Origin of the sequence: Rahnella sp. CG8 (genome assembly GCF_023701875.1) — a bacterium.
Lineage (GTDB): Bacteria > Pseudomonadota > Gammaproteobacteria > Enterobacterales > Enterobacteriaceae > Rahnella > Rahnella aceris.
Genome location: NZ_JABAED010000001.1, coordinates 344,875 through 362,485 on the forward strand (window position 1 = coordinate 344,875; position 17,611 = coordinate 362,485).

The following is a 17,611-nucleotide window of genomic DNA, read 5'->3' on the forward strand; positions in this document are numbered from 1 at the left end:
ATTGGGGTGCAGTGTTAAACCTCCCTTCAGCTATCCTTCCCTCAGACCTTTGAAAACTTTCATTATCCCGATGCTTTTTTGACCGGTTTTCACTCTCTCGCTGCGGAAAGTCGCGATGCGGAGAAACGGCACGAAAAGTGCATGAGAAAATCTGGCAAAAAGCCATTTGCATCGTTCAGCAAACTATAAAAAGACGTTCATTCACGCACACACAACCACAACAGATGAATAATCACTGAGGCTAATGTATGAAAAAGTTGTTCAAGGTTCTCCCGCTGGTTCTGGTCTTAGCCAGTGCAGGTAGTGCATTTGCTGCCGTGCCTAAAGCAATTAATATCGGTACTGATCCGACTTACGCCCCATTTGAATCAAAAGACTCCAGCGGCAAGCTGGTTGGTTTTGATATCGACCTGGCCAACGAGATGTGCAAACGTGCAGCCATTAAATGCACTTACGTTGAAAGTGATTTTGATGCGCTGATCCCGTCCCTGAAAGCGAAAAAGATTGATGCGATTATTTCCTCATTATCCATCACTGAAAAACGCCAGCAGGAAATTGATTTCACAGAGAAACTTTACGCCGCTAACGCCCGTCTGATCGCGCCTAAAGGTTCTAAAGTTCTGCCTACTCTGGATGCGCTGAAAGGTAAAAATGTCGGTGTTCTGCAGGGTTCCACTCAGGAAGCTTATGCCAACGCGATGTGGCAGCCAAAAGGCATCAACGTAGTCGCTTACCAGAACCAGGATCTGATTTATGCGGATCTGGCTTCCGGTCGTCTTGACGCGGCATTCCAGGATGAAGTGGCAGGCAGCGAAGGCTTCCTGAAACAGGCTGCAGGTAAAGATTACGCGTTTGCTGGCCCGTCAGTTAAAGACGATAAATTCTTCGGCGTGGGCACCGGCATGGGTCTGCGTAAGACGGATACTGACCTGAAAGACGCACTGAATAAGGCATTTGACAGCATGCGTAAAGACGGGACTTACGACAAACTGGCGAAAAAATACTTCGACTTTGATGTTTACGGCGGCTGATACGCGTCGTGAGATGTGCCAAAGGGGGCGGTGTGCCGCTCCCTGCGGTTCTGACGCTGGCCGTCTTTTTGTCTGCGCAGGGATCCACTAAAGACAGGAAAAAACCATGCTGTATGGGTATTCCCAGGTAATTATCCAGGGCACGTTAGTGACACTGGAGCTGGCGATTTCGTCAGTCATTCTGGCGCTGGTGATAGGGTTAATCGGCGCGGGCGGGAAACTGTCAAAGAACCGGATCGTGTCTGGTTTTTTTGGTTGCTACACCACGCTTATTCGCGGCGTACCTGATCTGGTATTAATGTTATTGATTTTCTACGGGTTGCAGATTGCGCTTAACAGCGTCACCGAATCACTGGGATTGACGCAAATTGATATCGATCCGATGAGCGCCGGTATTATCACGCTGGGCTTTATCTACGGGGCTTATTTCACTGAGACGTTCCGTGGTGCGTTTATGGCGGTCCCGCGTGGACAAATCGAAGCTGCGACGGCTTTCGGGTTCAGCGGTTCACAGATTTTCCGACGAATTTTATTTCCGGCCATGATGCGCTTTGCACTGCCGGGTATTGCCAACAACTGGCAGGTTATTCTCAAAGCCACCGCGCTGGTGTCCTTGCTGGGTCTGAATGATGTGGTCAAAGCCACGCAACTGGCCGGGAAAGGCACTTATCAGCCGTTCTATTTTGCGATTGTGGCGGGAGTGGTTTATCTGATTTTCACCACGCTGTCGAACGGCGTGCTGGTATGGCTTGATCGCCGTTATTCGCTGGGTGTGAAGAGGGCTGATCTATGATCGAAATTTTACAACAGTACGGTATGTCTTTGCTCTACAGCGATGGCTACCGTTTTACCGGTCTGGCGATCACCCTGTGGTTACTGATCAGCTCCGTGGTGATAGGCGGATTACTGGCGGTACCGATGGCGGTGGGGCGCGTGTCTTCTAACAAATTCCTGCGTTATCCGATCTGGCTGTACACCTATATTTTCCGCGGAACGCCGCTGTATGTTCAGTTGCTGGTGTTTTATTCGGGGATGTACAGCCTGGAAATCGTGCGTGGTACCGACTTCCTCAATGCCTTCTTCCGCAGCGGGCTTAACTGTACGATTCTGGCGCTGACGCTCAACACCTGTGCCTACACCACCGAGATTTTTGCCGGTGCTATCCGCGCAGTACCGCACGGCGAAATCGAAGCGGCCAATGCCTACGGTTTCTCACGCTTTAAACTGTACACCTGCATTATTTTGCCGTCGGCATTACGTACGGCGCTGCCTGCTTACAGTAATGAAGTCATTCTGATGTTGCACTCCACCGCGCTGGCATTTACCGCCACGGTACCGGACGTGCTGAAAATAGCCCGCGACATCAACTCGGCGACGTATCAGCCGTTTTATGCTTTCGGGATTGCAGCAGTGATTTATCTTTGTGTTTCTTTTGTCCTGATCGGGCTGTTCCGCAAGGCGGAAAAACGCTGGCTGGCTCACGTAAAGCCCCAAGCTCATTAATAAGAATTATTTTTGCGGAATAACTTTATGCCAGAAAACAAATTAGCGGTTCTCGATCTCCACAAGCGCTATGGCGACCACGAAGTGCTGAAAGGTGTTTCGTTGTCGGCCAATGCGGGTGATGTGATCAGTATTATCGGTTCATCAGGTTCCGGGAAAAGTACCTTCCTGCGCTGCATTAACTTTCTCGAGAAACCAAGCGAAGGCTCGATCAGCGTTAATAATCAGGATATCCGCATGGTGCGCGACACCGACGGTCAGCTGAAAGTGTTTGATAAGAAGCAACTGCAACTGCTGCGTACCAAACTGACGATGGTGTTCCAGCATTTCAACCTGTGGAGCCACATGACGGTGCTGGAAAACGTCATGGAAGCGCCGGTGCAGGTGCTGGGGCTGAGCAAAGCCGAAGCGCGTGAACGTGCGGTGAAATACCTCGATAAAGTGGGCATCGACGCCCGTGCACAAGGTAAATATCCGGTGAACTTGTCAGGCGGTCAGCAACAGCGTGTGTCTATTGCCCGCGCGCTGGCGATGGAACCCGAAGTGCTGCTGTTTGATGAGCCGACTTCCGCGCTGGATCCTGAACTGGTCGGCGAGGTGCTGCGTATCATGCAAAAGCTGGCGGAAGAGGGAAAAACCATGGTGGTGGTAACGCATGAGATGGAGTTTGCCCGTCATGTCTCCAGCCATGTCATCTTCCTGCATCAGGGTGTGATTGAAGAACAGGGCGATCCTGCTGAAGTCTTTGGCAATCCGAAAAGCGCCCGTCTGCAACAGTTCCTTTCCGGTGCGCTGAAGTAACATCTGTACGCGCCTTCCCCTCACATGAGGGGAAGGTTTAAAGCAAATCAACCTTTCGCGGCCAGCAGGCACAACTGAAGGGTCAGTTCATAGGATTTCACAAACGAATTCACCGGCAGGAACTCAAACTTCGAGTGGAAATTGTGCGCGCCGGTAAAGTAGTTCGGCGTCAGTAATCCTTTGGCTGATAATGCTGCGCCGTCGGTGCCGCCACGCATCGGGATCACTTTCGGCTCCACGCCAATCTCTTTCAATCCGGCAAAGATCAGGTCAATCGCCCGGCGATCTTCGCCGATGGCGCTGCTGATATTGCTGTAGGTATCGCTGATCTCAACTGAGACTTTTGCGGTCGGATACTGCGCGGCTATCTCTTTCGCCACATCCTGAATTTTCTGCTTACGGGCGGCAAAACTGGCGCTGTCGAAATCGCGAATAGAAGCTTTCAGTTCCGCGCCTTGCTGCGAAGCGCTCATGCCGTTGAACCAGATATAACCTTCCCGGCCTTCAGTGTTTTCAGGGGTTTCAGCGCGGTCAAAATGACTGATGAAATCCTGCGCCATCAGCAGCGGATTCACCAGCACGCCTTTGGCCGACATCGGATGCGCTGTCACGCCGGTGAAGGTAATTTCTGCCGCTGCCGCATTGAAGTTTTCATACACCACTTCGCCGAGTTCGCAGCAGTCGATGGTGTAAGCAAAATCGACATCAAAGCGGGCGAGATCCAACGCCTTGGCACCGCGCAGACCAATTTCTTCGTCAGGCACAAACGCCACCACGATATCGCCGTATTCCTGCTCAGCCGTCAGGTTTTCCAGCAATGTCATCACCACCGTCACTGCCGCTTTATTATCCGCACCCAGCACACTGGTGCCGTCGCTGAAAATAATATCCTCACCTTTGTAAGGCAAGATTTCCGGGCGTTCCGCAGGGCGCAGCCAGATATCCAGCGCCTTGTTCAGACACACATCCTCACCGGTAAAACGCAATGTCTGCGGATGAATATCCGGGCGCAGGCCGACATCCACGGTATCGATATGCGTGATAAAACCGATACGCGGCCCCCCTTTTTTGGTGCCGGATTTGACTGCCGTCACGGTGGCATGTTCATCGATCTGAATATTTTCCAGACCCAGCTGATGCAGTTCTTCAGCCAGCAACCGCGCCATGTCGTGCTGGCCCGGCGTGCTGGGTAAGGTCGTCGCGCTGGCATCACTTTGTGATGTCACGGAGAGATAGCGGTAGAAGCGTTCGGTAAGCTGTGTTGCGATTGTTGTCGACATCTTAACCTCTGAATGTGCGCAAATATTGTTCCCTGTTATAAGATTTTCATATATAACAAAGTATTACTACGTGTTATCCAGATGTTAATCTGTTTTTGCTTTAGGTTCCACGATGAAGAAGATCTAAACACTCTCCGGACAGGGAAAATAGGGAAAAGAATGAAACACAACATCTTAAAAATAAGCACAGGTTTACTGGCGTTAACCATCACCAGCGGCGTTTGTGCTAAAACGCTGGTTTACTGCTCCGAAGGCTCGCCTGAGCAATTCAACCCGCAACTTTATACATCGGGCACTTCCGTGGATGCCAGCGCTGCGCCAATTTATAACCGTCTGGTGGATTTCAAAATCGGTACTACAGAACTGGTGCCGAGTCTGGCGGAAAGCTGGGAGGTCAGCGCAGACGGTAAAACCTATACCTTCCACCTGCGTAAAGGCGTGAAATTCCAGAGCAGCAAGTTGTTCAAACCCACCCGCGACTTCAACGCTGACGACGTGATCTTCTCGTTCATGCGCCAGAAAGACGAGAATAACCCTTATCATAAAATTTCCGGCGGCACTTACCTTAACTTCGACAGCCTGAAAATGGGCGATCTTATCGGCAGCATTGATAAGGTGGATGATTACACGGTGCGCTTTAACCTGACACGTCCCGAAGCACCGTTCGTGGCCGATCTGGCGTGGTATTTTGCTTCCATCCTCTCGGCGGAATATGCCGATCAGATGCTTAAAGCCGGTACGCCGGAAAAATTGGATCAGGATCCGATTGGGACCGGGCCGTTTGAGCTGGTGCAGTACCAGAAAGATACGCGTCTGCTGTACAAAGCGTTCCCGGATTACTGGCAGGGCAAATCCAAAATTGACCGTCTGGTGTATACCATTACGCCTGACGCCTCAATGCGCCTCGCCAAACTCGAGAAAAACGAATGCCAGGTGATGCCGTTCCCGAATCCGGCTGATCTGGATCGTATGCGCGCCAATAAAGACATCAACCTGATGAGCAAGGCTGGCCTGAACACGGGTTTCCTGTCGTTCAATACGCAGAAAGCGCCGCTGGATAATGTGAAAGTGCGTCAGGCGCTGACCATGGCTATTAACAAACCACAGATCATTGAAGCGGTGTTCCACGGTACGGGAACCGTCGCGAAAACGCTGCTGCCGACGGGTGTCTGGAGTTACAACGACAAACTGGTGGATTACGATTACTCACCGGAGAAAGCCAAAGCTCTTCTGGCCGAAGCCGGGATGCCGAACGGTTTTGATATCGATTTATGGGCGATGCCGGTACAGCGTCCGTATAACCCGAACGCCCGGCGTATGGCGGAAATGATCCAGGCGGACTGGGCAAAAATTGGCGTGAAAGCGCATATCGTCAGTTACGAATGGGGTGAATACCAGACCCGTATCCGTAACGGCGAACATATGGCAGCGCTGATGGGCTGGACAACGGCGAACGGTGACCCGGATAACTTCTTTGGTCCGCTGTTTACCTGTAATGCCGCGAAGGGCGGTTCGAACTCAGCGAAATGGTGTTACGCGCCGTTTGACCAGTTGATCACCGAAGCGAAAGAAACCACCGATCATGCGAAACGTGTGGCGCTTTACGAGCAGGCCCAGCAGATGATGCACGATCAGGCACCGGCGGTGATGATCGCCCACTCGACCATTTTCGAACCGGTACGCAAAGAAGTGACCGGTTATGAAGTGGACCCGTTTGGGAAACATGTGTTTTATCAGGTGGATGTGAAGGAGTAGAACCTGAGGGGGGGAAATTGAATTGTGAAAGTTTCGGTTTCTCAATAACAGTTCTCACACGAGATATTTCGCCGAAACCGAGCAGAGGGGAAAGGCTTTTCCCCTCTGCACTCCCCTCGCTTTTTCACTGCGCGCTGTCGCTGGAACGAAGGACATGTTCTGATCGTTCTGAGTGTGGCGCAAAATGTCATCGCTCCGCGATTCCCTCATTTCAGGCTTCGAGCCATAGGTCTCGAACCGTTCATTCGGTGCCATTTTTGAGCACGCCAATCAACATTTCTAAAAGATAAAACCTCTCTGTTTTTGAATTTAAGAACGTGCGGGCGATTCAGAAATCTTGCTGAACGGAGCGGCCTGAAGACCAAGGCTTCAGGACCGAGAGAAGGCACCGCGCAGCGGCAAGATTTCCAGCCTGTCGCAGTGATAGCTGAAACATAGCCAGCGAGCGAAGCGCTTGTTGAAAAAGCGAGGAGGAATCCAAAAGGAGGAAAAGCACTTTCCTCCTTTGGGCGGTTTCGGTGCAGAAAGTTAAGTAATCTCAGTTATTGAGAAACCGAAACATCCCCCCGATCAGTTTTTAAAAAGCGCCAGTACCGCGCCATTGTACCTATGAGACCCCAATCTGGTTGAGCAGGGTGAAGGGCTGCCAAACCCTTCATCCCAGCAAATCCTCCAGCGTTTCCTTTAACTCCTGATGCTTAAAAATAAACCCTGCTGCTTCCAGCCGGCGCGGCACTGCCCGCTGACCACCCAGCACTAATACAGCTGATTCGCCCATCAGCAAGCGCACCACAGGCGCGGGTGCCCGCATAAACGCCGGGCGGTGCAATACTTCGCCGAGCAGGGCACTGAATTGCTCGTTGCGCGCCGGATACGGCGACACCATATTGAACGGGCCGGAAAGTGTTTCGTGTTCCAGCAAGAACAGAATCCCGTCAATCATGTCGTTGATGTGGATCCATGGCATGTATTGCTGACCATCACCGAGCGGGCCACCGAGACCGGCGCGGTAGGGCAGAACTATTTTGGCCAGCGCACCGCCTTTTTCAGCCAGTACGATGCCGGTGCGCAGCAAACAAACACGCGTCGCCGCGCTTTGTGCTGACATCGCCAGTGCTTCCCAGCGGGCACACAATTGCCAGGTAAACTGCTTGTTAGGCGGCTCATCTTCAGGCACCAGAGCCTGGCCCTGATCGCCGTAATAGCCGACCGCCGAACCGGAGATAAACACGGCAGGGGGCTTTTCACTGGCGTTAATCAGCGTTGCCAGCTTTTCTGTCAGCTTCCAGCGGCTCTCGCATAACAACGCTTTGTGTTCTTTGGTCCAGCGTTTGTCGGCAATGGGTTCACCGGCAAGGTTAATTACGGCATCGAAACCGTCGAGCGAGGTTTTTCCTTCCAGCGTTTCCCAGACGGAAACCTGCGACCCGAGTATTTTCGCCGCGCGTTCAGGGGCACGGCTCAGGGCGGTGATCTGATGAGATTGCTCAAGAAGCCGTTCGGTCAATTTTCTTCCGATGAGGCCGGTGGCGCCGGTAATCAAGATCTTCATATCGGGATCCTTAACTGTCTGAATACGCGGATGAACTGTCTTTAATCATAGATGAGTCATCGCAATTAACTCGCGATATGGAGCACAGTTAAGGGTTTTTTATTCTGAGATATTCAGAACGCCTCCGGCAGGCTGAAGGGGCTTACTGAACCTGCGCCAGCGCGTAGGCTTTTTGTGTCGCCGGGCGGCTTTTAACCCGTTCGAACCAGTTGCGTACGGCAGGGTATCCAGCCAGATCAATACGCTGGCGTTCATGAGCCGCGACCCACGGATAAGTGGCCATGTCGGCGATACTGTAATTCTCCCCGGCGATATAGGCATTTTTCTCTAACTGGCGGTTCAGCACGCCATACAGACGCTGAGTTTCCTGTAAATAACGCTCAATGGCGTAAGGCACCGGCTGCGGCGCATAATGCGTAAAATGGTGGTTCTGACCCAGCATCGGGCCAAATCCGGCAACCTGCCAGGTCAGCCATTCCAGTGTCACCGTGCGCTCACGCAACTCTTTGCTGAGAAATTTTCCGGTTTTTTCTGCCAGATATTGCAAAATTGCGCCAGACTCAAAAATACTGACCGGTGTGCCGCCGTCAACGGGCTGACTGTCGACAATGGCCGGGATTTTGTTGTTGGGTGAAATGGCGAGGAATTCAGGTTTGAATTGCTCCCCTGCGCTGATATCAATACGGTGGAGCCGGTATTGCAGGCCACTCTCTTCAAGAAAAAGAGAAACTTTATGGCCATTCGGTGTTGGTGCGTAATAAAGATCGATCATATTGCCTCCTGCGTTGTTTTAATCACTCTCCGCGAATGGCGGGGCGGGATGCGCTAATGTGGAACGGGTAATCACAAGCTTCTTATCCGATTGAGTAGGGTATCATAATGCAGATGTTTAGAAGTCTATGTCGGACTTGTCTGATGGCGAACTTTGCGGGGTAACATAGCTTTTAGGTTGCATCAACGCATCCATAGCTATTGAAGCCACCCAGCAGACCCAGATAGAATCTCCGGACATTATCGACGTGTTGCAAAATCACAGCGCACAGACTTATTGCGCACAGACCAGCGCTTAAAAGAGAAGGTTCCAGCGGATGTCAGAACAAGAGCAAAACATCAGTACGGATGAGTGGGTTGATATCGTCAACGAAGACAACGAGGTCATTGCCCAGGCCAGCCGACAACAAATGCGTGCTCAGGTCCTGCGTCATCGTGCCAGCTATATTGTGGTTCATGATGGAATGGGGAATATTTTGGTTCAGCGTCGGACTGAAACCAAAGATTTCTATCCGGGCTGGCTCGATGCAACGGCCGGTGGTGTGGTGCAAAGCGGTGAAAATATACTTGATTCAGCTCGCCGTGAAGCCGAGGAAGAGCTGGGTATTGCCGGTGTGCCGTTTGCAGAGCACGGTCAGTTCTACTTTGAAGAAGAGAACAAATGTCGCGTATGGGGGGCTTTGTTTAGCTGTGTATCCCATGGCCCGTTTGCCCTGCAGGAAGAAGAAATTGATGCCGTCCGCTGGATGACACCGGAAGAAATCACTGCGCGTTGTGATGAATTTACGCCGGACTCCCTGAAAGCACTTTCTCTGTGGATGACGCGAAACAATGAGAAAGAACACGGTAAGCCGCTGACCCGTGAAGCCGTAGCCCCTGTGGCGGATGCGTCTGTCCCGGGTAATAAAGAAAACGATGAAGAAGAATCGTCAGCGAAAGATGATATCTGAATCACATCACGGGCGAACGCATATCGCCCGTTCTCTTTTTAGCAACTCTCCCGCTTGCACAACGACGAAGCGATCGTCACTTCTTCCCATTCCTCGTCATTAATCCTCGCCAGCAATGCCTGGGCGGCGCGCACCCCGATTTCTTTATGCGGAATAGCAATAGTGGTCAGCGGCGGCTGGCATACTTTACTGACATCGGCATTGCCGAAACCGACCACGGCAAGTTCATCTGGCACTTTGATGCGTCTGCGCTGGCATTCATACAGTGCGCCACAGGCGAGATCGTCGGAAACACACACCAGCGCGTCAATTTCCGGCCAGGCAAGCAGGAACTCCGGCAGTTGCTGAGCGCCGGTGGAAAAGCTGGCGGGCTCGGCGGCGTTTATCACCCGGTGCGGGGACATATGCGCTTTCAACATGGCCTTACGCCAACCCTGAAGGTGCTGCTGGAAAATCCACTGTTCCTGATTGGCACACAGCATGCCAATATTCTGATATCCCTTCGCCACCACCGTCTGGGTCAACTGAAACATCGCCTCGACATAATCAATGCCGATATTCATGTCGATTGGCGAATTGGTCAGCGCACCGATTTCCAGCACCGGGATGGTCAGGTTATCCAGCCATTGACGTACATTGGCGGAGTGTTCAACGGACAGTAAAATCGCCGCCGCCAGATTGTAGGAAAGCAGCGTTTCCAGCAGTTTTTCTTCCCGCTCAATACGATGTTGAGATTCCGCCAGCATGATCTGATAACCGGCCGGTTGCAGCACTTTCTGTAGCCCGGCAAACATCTCGGCGCAGCCCGCTTCGGAAAGGCTCGGCACAATCATCGCAATGGTATTTGAGGAGGCGGAAGCCAGGGAACTGGCGGCCTGGTTGGGCAGATATCCCAGCTGACTGACCGCTTCTTCGATCTTCTCCCGTAGCTTGTCGGAGACCTGTTCGGGTGTGCGCAGCGCACGGGAAACAGTCATGCTGCCCACGCCCGCCAGTTGCGCGACATCAGCCAGCGTCACTCTTCCGGTACTGCGTCTTTTCTTGTTAATGGACATTCACGATCCTGACCTTAACTGCGCATCTTGCGCAAAATGTATACCCACAGGTATAGCGAAAAAAGCGGGCCGCAGCAGGACCGGTAAATCGGGAACCACGGCAGAATTCGGTAAATTATCGGCAATTTCCCGACAAAGTATACCGTTATTTATGCGATCCACGGGACGGCGATACCGCTGTGTGATTATTTTTGATAGCGCTATCACAGATCTCAATGATAGAAGTTTGGTAGCGCTATCTTTGAGATCTGTATCACAGATGTTAACGCTACCGCTGAAGTAGAGTCTGGATCGTTGGTGCGGTCTGGGGGAAATTTGACCGGCCATCTTTAAAAATAAAAACGGAGCATCACTATGCTGAATGATTGGCTGACATCTGAACGAATTCAGATCAGAACGGATATCACGGACTGGCGGCAGGCAGTGGAAGTGAGCGCTGAGCCACTGCTGAAAGAAGGGACAATTACCCCGGATTACCTGACGGCTATTTTTGCTCAACGGGAAAAACTGGGGCCGTATTTTGTTCTGGCGCCGGGCATTGCGATGCCACACGCCAGACCAGAAGAAGGGGCGAACGGGTTGGGACTCTCGTTGCTGACGCTGCCGCACGGCGTGGCGTTTAATTCAGAGGATAACGATCCGGTGTATACCGTGGTGATGTTATCGGCAGCAGATAAGCACAGCCATATTGAACTGATTTCTGAACTGGCAGAATTATTTTCCAGTGAAGAAGATATGCAGAAAATACATCAGGCAAAAACCATCAGAGAAATTCAGGACGTTATATCCCGCTATTAATTTGACTTAATATTGTAAAGGGAGTGCAACTTAAATCTAAGGGTATTCTGACCATTCATATGCATTAATATGTGCAGATGGAGTACGGTTCTACATATTTTAATCGTTTAAAAACAGATAAAGGACAAGTGAATAATATGAAAATCATGGCGATTTGTGGTTCCGGTTTAGGCAGCAGCTTTATGGTTGAAATGAACATCAAGAAAGTCCTGAAGAAACTCAATATTCAGGCAGATGTTCAGCACTCCGATTTGTCCTCAGCCATTCCGGGTGAAGCCGACCTGTTCGTGATGGCAAAGGACATCGCTGCCAGTGCCAGCATTCCTGAAAACCAGTTAGTGGTGATTACCAACATCATTGATATTAATGAACTTGAAACAAAACTGATTGCTCACTTTGAAAAACATCCAGTGTCCTGACCGGCACTGAATAACCCTACAAATAAAACAAATAGACAAACGAGGTGGATATGTTTATCCAGGAAACGCTCAAGTTTGTGGTCGATATATTAAAAGTGCCTTCCATACTGGTGGGGCTCATCGCATTAATCGGTCTGGTGGCACAAAAGAAAAACTTTTCTGATGTGGTGAAAGGCACGGTTAAAACAATACTTGGCTTTTTAGTATTGGGCGGTGGTGCAACAGTATTAGTTGGCTCATTAAATCCTTTAGGCGGTATGTTTGAACACGCCTTTAATATCCAGGGTATTATTCCTAATAACGAAGCGATTGTTTCCATCGCGCTGGAGAAATTCGGTGCACCGACAGCGTTAATTATGGCGTTTGGTATGGTGGCAAACCTGATCGTGGCCCGTTTCACCCGTCTTAAATATGTGTTTCTGACCGGTCATCACACGTTTTATATGGCCTGTATGATCAGCGTTATTCTGACGGTGGCCGGTTTTGAAGGTGTTTCACTGGTGTTCACCGGTTCCCTGACGCTGGGCCTTATCATGGCGTTCTTCCCGGCGCTGGCGCAACGTTACATGCGTAAAATTACCGGCAGCGACGACGTGGCATTTGGTCATTTCGGCACCATTGGTTACGTCTTATCGGGCTGGATCGGCAGTAAAGTTGGCAAAGGTTCACGTTCTACGGAAGAAATGAATCTGCCGAAAAACCTCAGTTTCCTGCGCGACAGTTCCATCTCAATCTCACTCACCATGATTATTATTTATCTGATTATGGCGGTGTTCGCGGGTCAGGTCTTTGTTGAGGCGACCTACAGTGCAGGCCAGAACTACCTGGTGTACGCCATCATCATGGCAATTACCTTTGCGGCGGGTGTGTTCATCATTTTGCAGGGTGTGCGTCTGATCCTGGCGGAAATCGTTCCGGCATTCGTCGGCTTCTCCGAGAAACTGGTGCCTAATGCCCGTCCGGCGCTGGATTGTCCGGTGGTGTATCCGTACGCGCCGAATGCGGTGCTGATCGGTTTCCTGTTCAGCTTCCTTGGCGGTCTGGTGGGACTGTTCCTGTTAGGGCAAATGCATCTGGTGCTGATCCTGCCGGGCGTGGTGCCACACTTCTTCACTGGTGCGACGGCAGGTGTGTTCGGTAATGCGACCGGCGGGCGTCGCGGGGCAATGATCGGTGCGTTTGCCAACGGCGTGCTGATTACCTTCCTGCCGGTTCTGCTGTTGCCAGTACTGGGCGCGCTGGGCTTTGCGAATGCCACCTTCTCTGATGCGGACTTCGGCGTTATCGGCATCCTGCTGGGTAATCTGGCTCGCTTTATGTCGAAGGAAGGCATCATGGCGCTGATTGTCGGTATCTTCGCGGTACTGGTTGCCTGGAACTATCTCGGCAAAAAACCGGCGGCTGAGAAAGAAATCACTGAAAAGTAATTCCCTGCACCACTACGTTTTTTAACTCCATCCGGGAAACACTGTCCTGCCTGTTAGAAATAACAGGCCAGGATAAGTGCTCATTAAAATAAGGACCAATGAAGATGAAAGATGTCCAGGAGGTTCGTGATCTGGCCCGCCATATCCGTATCGAGACGCTAAAAATGCTGACCGGTTTAGGATTCGGGCACTATGGCGGCAGCATGTCCGTGGTGGAAACGCTGGCCGTGTTGTATGGCGATGTGATGCGCATCGACCCGAAAAAACCAGACTGGCAGGAGCGGGATTATTTCGTGCTGTCCAAAGGCCATGCTGGTCCGGCGTTGTATGCCACGCTGGCACTGAAAGGTTATTTCCCGGTCAGCGAATTACACACCCTCAACCAGAATGGCACAAAGCTGCCGAGCCATCCGGACCGGCTGCGGACCACCGGCGTGGATGCCACCACCGGCTCGCTGGGACAAGGCGTTTCCATTGCGGCGGGCATGGCACTTTCGCATAAGCTGGCTGGTCGCAGCAACCGCGTCTTCTGCATTCTTGGCGACGGTGAGTTGAACGAGGGCCAGTGCTGGGAAGCCTTCCAGTTTATTGCGCACCACAATCTGCATAACCTGACACTGTTCATCGATTACAACAAACAGCAACTCGATGGCACGCTGGATGAAGTGATTAAGCCATTCGATCTGGCCGGAAAATTCAGTGCGTTCGGGTTTGATGTAGAGACCATTAAAGGCGATGACATTGTGGCTATCAGCGAGGCGGTCACGCCGGTTCGTCACGCCGAGCAGCGTCCTCTGGTGGTGATCCTCGACAGCATCAAAGGGCAGGGCGTGAAGTATCTCGAGCAACTGGCGAACTCACATCACCTGCGTTTAACGCCGGATGTGAAACTGGAAATCGAAAATGCTATCGCTGAGCTGGAGGCCACTCATGTTTGAAGTTTCTCTTGAATTGCAAAAAGACGCAGTAGAAATGCGTAAAGTTTACGCCAATACCGTGCGTGAAAAGATTGTAGAGAATACGCCGATTATCGCGCTGGAAGCCGATCTGATGAGCTCGATGGCGATGGACGGCGTTCATAAAGATCATCCTGAGCATGTGATTAACTGCGGCATTATGGAAGCCAACGTGATCGGCGTTGCGGCAGGTTTGTCGCTGACCGGTCGCGTGCCGTTTGTGCATACTTTTACCGCCTTTGCCAGCCGGCGCTGTTTCGATCAGCTGTTTATGTCTCTGGATTACCAGAAGAATAACGTCAAGATCATTGCGTCAGATGCTGGCGTCAGCGCCTGTCATAACGGCGGCACGCATATGTCGTTCGAAGATATGGGCATTGTGCGCGGGCTGGCGAGTTCGGTGGTGATGGAAGTCACCGACGCCGTGATGTTCCGCAATATTTTGCTGCAACTGATGGATTTAAAAGGTTTCTACTGGGTGCGTACCATTCGCAAACAGGCTACGCAGGTTTACAAGGAAGGCTCGACGTTTACCATCGGCAAGGCCAATGTGCTGCGTGATGGCACAGACGTGACGCTGATTGCTAACGGGATTATGGTGGCGGAAGCGCTGAGAGCGGCGCAAATGCTGGAACGCGAAGGGGTCAGTGCGGCAGTCATCGACATGTTTACCCTCAAGCCGATTGATAAAGATGTCATCATCAAATACGCCACGAAAACCGGCAAAATTGTGACCTGTGAAAACCACAGTATTCATAACGGACTGGGATCGGCGGTGGCGGAAGTGCTGGTGGAAAACCAGCCGGTGCCGATGCGCCGGGTTGGTGTCAAAGAGCGTTACGGACAGGTGGGCACCCAGGAGTTTTTACAGCAGGAATATGGCCTGACGGCTGAACATATTCTGGAAGCAGCAAAAACACTGCTCTGAATCTTTATCGATCAGCCATGAAGCGCTCCGCAAAAAAGACCAAAAAAACGCCGGACTCAAAAAGCCCGGCGTCTTGCGTTCAGAGGGTTTGGCTTATTTGGCCGCAACCGCTGCTTCTGCCTGAGCAGACTGAATCGCAGTCAGTGCAACGGTGTAGACGATATCGTCAACCAGTGCGCCACGCGACAGGTCATTAACCGGTTTACGCATACCCTGCAGCATCGGCCCGATAGAGACCAGATCCGCAGAACGTTGTACCGCTTTGTACGTGGTGTTACCGGTATTCAGGTCAGGGAAGATGAACACGGTCGCTTTACCCGCAACCGGCGAGTTTGGCGCTTTAGATTGTGCAACATCAGCCATGATCGCAGCATCATATTGCAGCGGGCCATCGATGATGAGATCCGGACGTTTTTCCTGGGCCAGACGGGTCGCTTCACGCACTTTCTCAACGTCGCTACCGGCGCCGGAGTTACCGGTTGAGTAGGAGATCATGGCAACGCGGGGTTCGATACCGAAGGCTGCAGCGGAGTCCGCAGACTGGATCGCGATTTCAGACAGCTGTTCAGCAGTAGGATCCGGATTGATCGCACAGTCGCCATAAACCAGAACCTGATCAGGCAGCAGCATGAAGAACACAGAGGAAACCAGTGAGCTGCCCGGCGCGGTTTTGATCAACTGTAATGGCGGGCGGATGGTGTTTGCGGTGGTGTGAACAGCACCGGAAACCAGACCGTCAACGTTACCTTGTTCCAGCATCAGGGTGCCGAGAACCACGTTGTCTTCCAGTTGTTCGCGCGCAACCACTTCGGTCATACCCTTGCTTTTACGCAGTTCAACCAGACGCGCCACGTATTCTTCACGGACAGCCACCGGATCAACGATTTCGATGCCTTTACCCAGCGTCACGCCCTGAGCTGCTGCAACGCGTTTGATCTCGTCAGGGTTACCCAACAGAACACATTCCGCGATACCACGTTCAGCACAAAGCGCTGCCGCTTTCACAGTGCGTGGCTCGTCGCCTTCCGGCAGAACGATACGTTTACCGGCTTTACGGGCCAGTTCGGTCAGCTGATAGCGGAATGCCGGAGGTGACAGACGGCGTGAGCGTTCAGAATGTGCGCTCAGGGAGTTGATCCAGTCAGCATTGATGTGAGAAGCCACGTACTGTTGCAGTTTCTCTACGCGCTGATGGTCATCTGCAGGCACTTCCAGATTGAAGCTTTGCAGGCTCAGGGAAGTCTGCCAGGTATTGGTTTCTACCATGAAGACTGGCAGGCCTGTCTGGAATGCACGTTCGCACAGGCTGTTGATGCGGGCGTCGATTTCGTAGCCACCGGTCAGCAGGATAGCGCCGATTTCCACGCCATTCATGGCTGCCAGACAGGCTGAAACCAGCACGTCAGGACGGTCAGCGGAAGTCACCAGCAGGGAGCCGGGACGGAAATGCTCCAGCATATGCGGAATGCTGCGTGCGCAGAAAGTGACGGATTTCACGCGGCGGGTTTTGACGTCGCCTTCGTTGATGATACGTGCGTTCAGGTGCTTAGCCATGTCGATTGCGCGGGTGGCAATCAGCTCGAAGCTCCACGGAATGCAGCCCAGAACCGGCAGCGGGCTGTTAGCGAACAGCTGAGTCGGGTCGATATTTGCCACGCTGGCTTTGGTGGAATCATCAAAGATTTCAGACAGGTCAGGACGTGTACGCCCCTGCTCGTCAACCGGTGCATTCAGTTTGTTAATGATTACGCCGGTGATATTTTTGTTTTTGCTGCCACCGAAGCTGGAACGGGCCAGTTCGATACGTTCTTTGAGCTGCGCAGGAGAATCATTACCCAGCGCCAGAACGAAGACGATTTCTGCGTTCAGGGTTTTGGCAATTTCGTAGTTCAGCGCATTGGCGAACTGGTGTTTGCGGGTAGGCACTAAACCTTCAACCAGCACCACTTCGGCATCTTTGGTGTTTTCGTGATAACGCGCGATGATTTCTTCCATCAGCACGTCTTGCTGGTTTGAGCTCAGCAAGGTTTCAACGTGGCTCATTTTCAGCGGTTCGGCTGCAGTCACGGTGGAGTTAGCGCGAATAATGGTCGTGGTTTGGTCAGGAGCATCTCCGCCAGTACGCGGCTGGGCGATAGGTTTGAAGATACTCAGGCTGACGCCTTTTTGTTCCATGGCACGGATCACACCCAGGCTGACACTGGTCAGACCGACACTGGTGCCTGTAGGGATCAACATAATTGTACGGGACACGGCTAAACCTCTTTAACGGTTGCCAGGCAGGGACATTCGCAGGTTTGTGCAGAGGGGATAATGATCAGCATAAGCGCGATGATTATCCTGCGCGGTGCGTCCAAACGGGCGGCGTTTGCCTATAAGTGAAAA

At 52.0% G+C, this 17,611-nt stretch carries 16 protein-coding genes; 11 read left to right on the forward strand and 5 right to left on the reverse strand.

Going from position 1 to position 17,611, the window contains the following annotated elements; genetic code table 11:
- The first annotated feature begins 248 nt into the window (after positions 1-248).
- The 4 genes from argT to hisP all read left to right on the forward strand — a co-directional run bounded on the left by argT (position 249) and on the right by hisP (position 3,335).
- A complete protein-coding gene (argT, locus tag HGO41_RS01705) occupies positions 249-1,031 on the forward strand; it encodes a lysine/arginine/ornithine ABC transporter substrate-binding protein ArgT (RefSeq protein WP_013574564.1) in 783 nt (260 codons plus the stop codon).
- Between the two features lie 106 nt (positions 1,032-1,137).
- A complete protein-coding gene (locus HGO41_RS01710) occupies positions 1,138-1,824 on the forward strand; it encodes a histidine ABC transporter permease HisQ (RefSeq protein WP_013574565.1) in 687 nt (228 codons plus the stop codon).
- Positions 1,821-2,534, forward strand: coding sequence for an ABC transporter permease (locus HGO41_RS01715; protein ID WP_013574566.1), 714 nt, complete (start codon positions 1,821-1,823; stop codon positions 2,532-2,534). The genes HGO41_RS01710 and HGO41_RS01715 overlap by 4 nt, the downstream gene beginning before the upstream one ends.
- A gap of 27 nt (positions 2,535-2,561) precedes the next feature.
- The gene (gene hisP / locus HGO41_RS01720; protein WP_013574567.1) at positions 2,562-3,335 is read left to right on the forward strand and encodes a histidine ABC transporter ATP-binding protein HisP; all 774 of its coding nucleotides are present in this window, start codon (positions 2,562-2,564) and stop codon (positions 3,333-3,335) included.
- Between the two features lie 47 nt (positions 3,336-3,382).
- Here hisP and pepT read toward each other — a convergent pair whose 3' ends face one another.
- On the reverse strand, positions 3,383-4,615 hold the full coding sequence (pepT, locus tag HGO41_RS01725) for a peptidase T (RefSeq protein ID WP_112151213.1): 1,233 nt from the start codon (positions 4,613-4,615) through the stop codon (positions 3,383-3,385).
- A 159-nt stretch (positions 4,616-4,774) separates the two neighbouring features.
- On the opposite strand from pepT, the gene HGO41_RS01730 reads away from it, so the two are divergent.
- Positions 4,775-6,370: an ABC transporter substrate-binding protein gene (locus tag HGO41_RS01730; RefSeq protein WP_037036218.1), complete on the forward strand. Its 1,596-nt coding sequence runs from the start codon at positions 4,775-4,777 to the stop codon at positions 6,368-6,370.
- 655 nt (positions 6,371-7,025) lie between these two features.
- Here HGO41_RS01730 and HGO41_RS01735 read toward each other — a convergent pair.
- Both HGO41_RS01735 and yfcG read right to left on the reverse strand, forming a co-directional pair.
- A complete protein-coding gene (locus HGO41_RS01735) occupies positions 7,026-7,922 on the reverse strand; it encodes a TIGR01777 family oxidoreductase (RefSeq protein WP_013574570.1) in 897 nt (298 codons plus the stop codon).
- Positions 7,923-8,064: 142 nt separating this feature from the next.
- A complete protein-coding gene (yfcG, locus tag HGO41_RS01740) occupies positions 8,065-8,694 on the reverse strand; it encodes a GSH-dependent disulfide bond oxidoreductase (RefSeq protein WP_013574571.1) in 630 nt (209 codons plus the stop codon).
- A gap of 316 nt (positions 8,695-9,010) precedes the next feature.
- Between yfcG and yfcD the strand changes: the two genes are divergently transcribed.
- Complete coding sequence (yfcD, locus tag HGO41_RS01745) at positions 9,011-9,643, forward strand: NUDIX hydrolase YfcD (RefSeq protein ID WP_112151210.1); 633 nt, start codon at positions 9,011-9,013, stop codon at positions 9,641-9,643.
- 38 nt (positions 9,644-9,681) lie between these two features.
- Here the strand turns inward: yfcD and HGO41_RS01750 are convergent, their stop codons facing one another.
- Positions 9,682-10,698: a LacI family DNA-binding transcriptional regulator gene (locus HGO41_RS01750; protein ID WP_013574573.1), complete on the reverse strand. Its 1,017-nt coding sequence runs from the start codon at positions 10,696-10,698 to the stop codon at positions 9,682-9,684.
- A gap of 354 nt (positions 10,699-11,052) precedes the next feature.
- Here HGO41_RS01750 and HGO41_RS01755 point away from each other — a divergent pair, with 354 nt between their 5' ends.
- From HGO41_RS01755 to HGO41_RS01775, 5 genes are all read left to right on the forward strand, one after another.
- Entirely contained in the window at positions 11,053-11,496 is a 444-nt protein-coding gene (locus tag HGO41_RS01755) for a PTS sugar transporter subunit IIA (RefSeq protein ID WP_013574574.1), read from the forward strand.
- A 137-nt stretch (positions 11,497-11,633) separates the two neighbouring features.
- On the forward strand, positions 11,634-11,915 hold the full coding sequence (locus HGO41_RS01760; RefSeq protein ID WP_013574575.1) for a PTS sugar transporter subunit IIB: 282 nt from the start codon (positions 11,634-11,636) through the stop codon (positions 11,913-11,915).
- A 50-nt stretch (positions 11,916-11,965) separates the two neighbouring features.
- Entirely contained in the window at positions 11,966-13,342 is a 1,377-nt protein-coding gene (locus HGO41_RS01765) for a PTS ascorbate transporter subunit IIC (RefSeq protein WP_013574576.1), read from the forward strand.
- Positions 13,343-13,446: 104 nt separating this feature from the next.
- Entirely contained in the window at positions 13,447-14,280 is an 834-nt protein-coding gene (locus HGO41_RS01770; protein WP_013574577.1) for a transketolase, read from the forward strand.
- Positions 14,273-15,226 carry a transketolase family protein gene (locus HGO41_RS01775; protein WP_134705602.1) on the forward strand — a complete coding sequence of 318 codons (954 nt, stop codon included), beginning with the start codon at positions 14,273-14,275 and terminating at the stop codon, positions 15,224-15,226. The genes HGO41_RS01770 and HGO41_RS01775 overlap by 8 nt, the downstream gene beginning before the upstream one ends.
- 93 nt (positions 15,227-15,319) lie before the next feature.
- On the opposite strand, the gene pta is transcribed toward HGO41_RS01775, so the two are convergent.
- Positions 15,320-17,464, reverse strand: coding sequence for a phosphate acetyltransferase (pta, locus tag HGO41_RS01780; RefSeq protein WP_153374992.1), 2,145 nt, complete (start codon positions 17,462-17,464; stop codon positions 15,320-15,322).
- Positions 17,465-17,611: the final 147 nt, after the last annotated feature.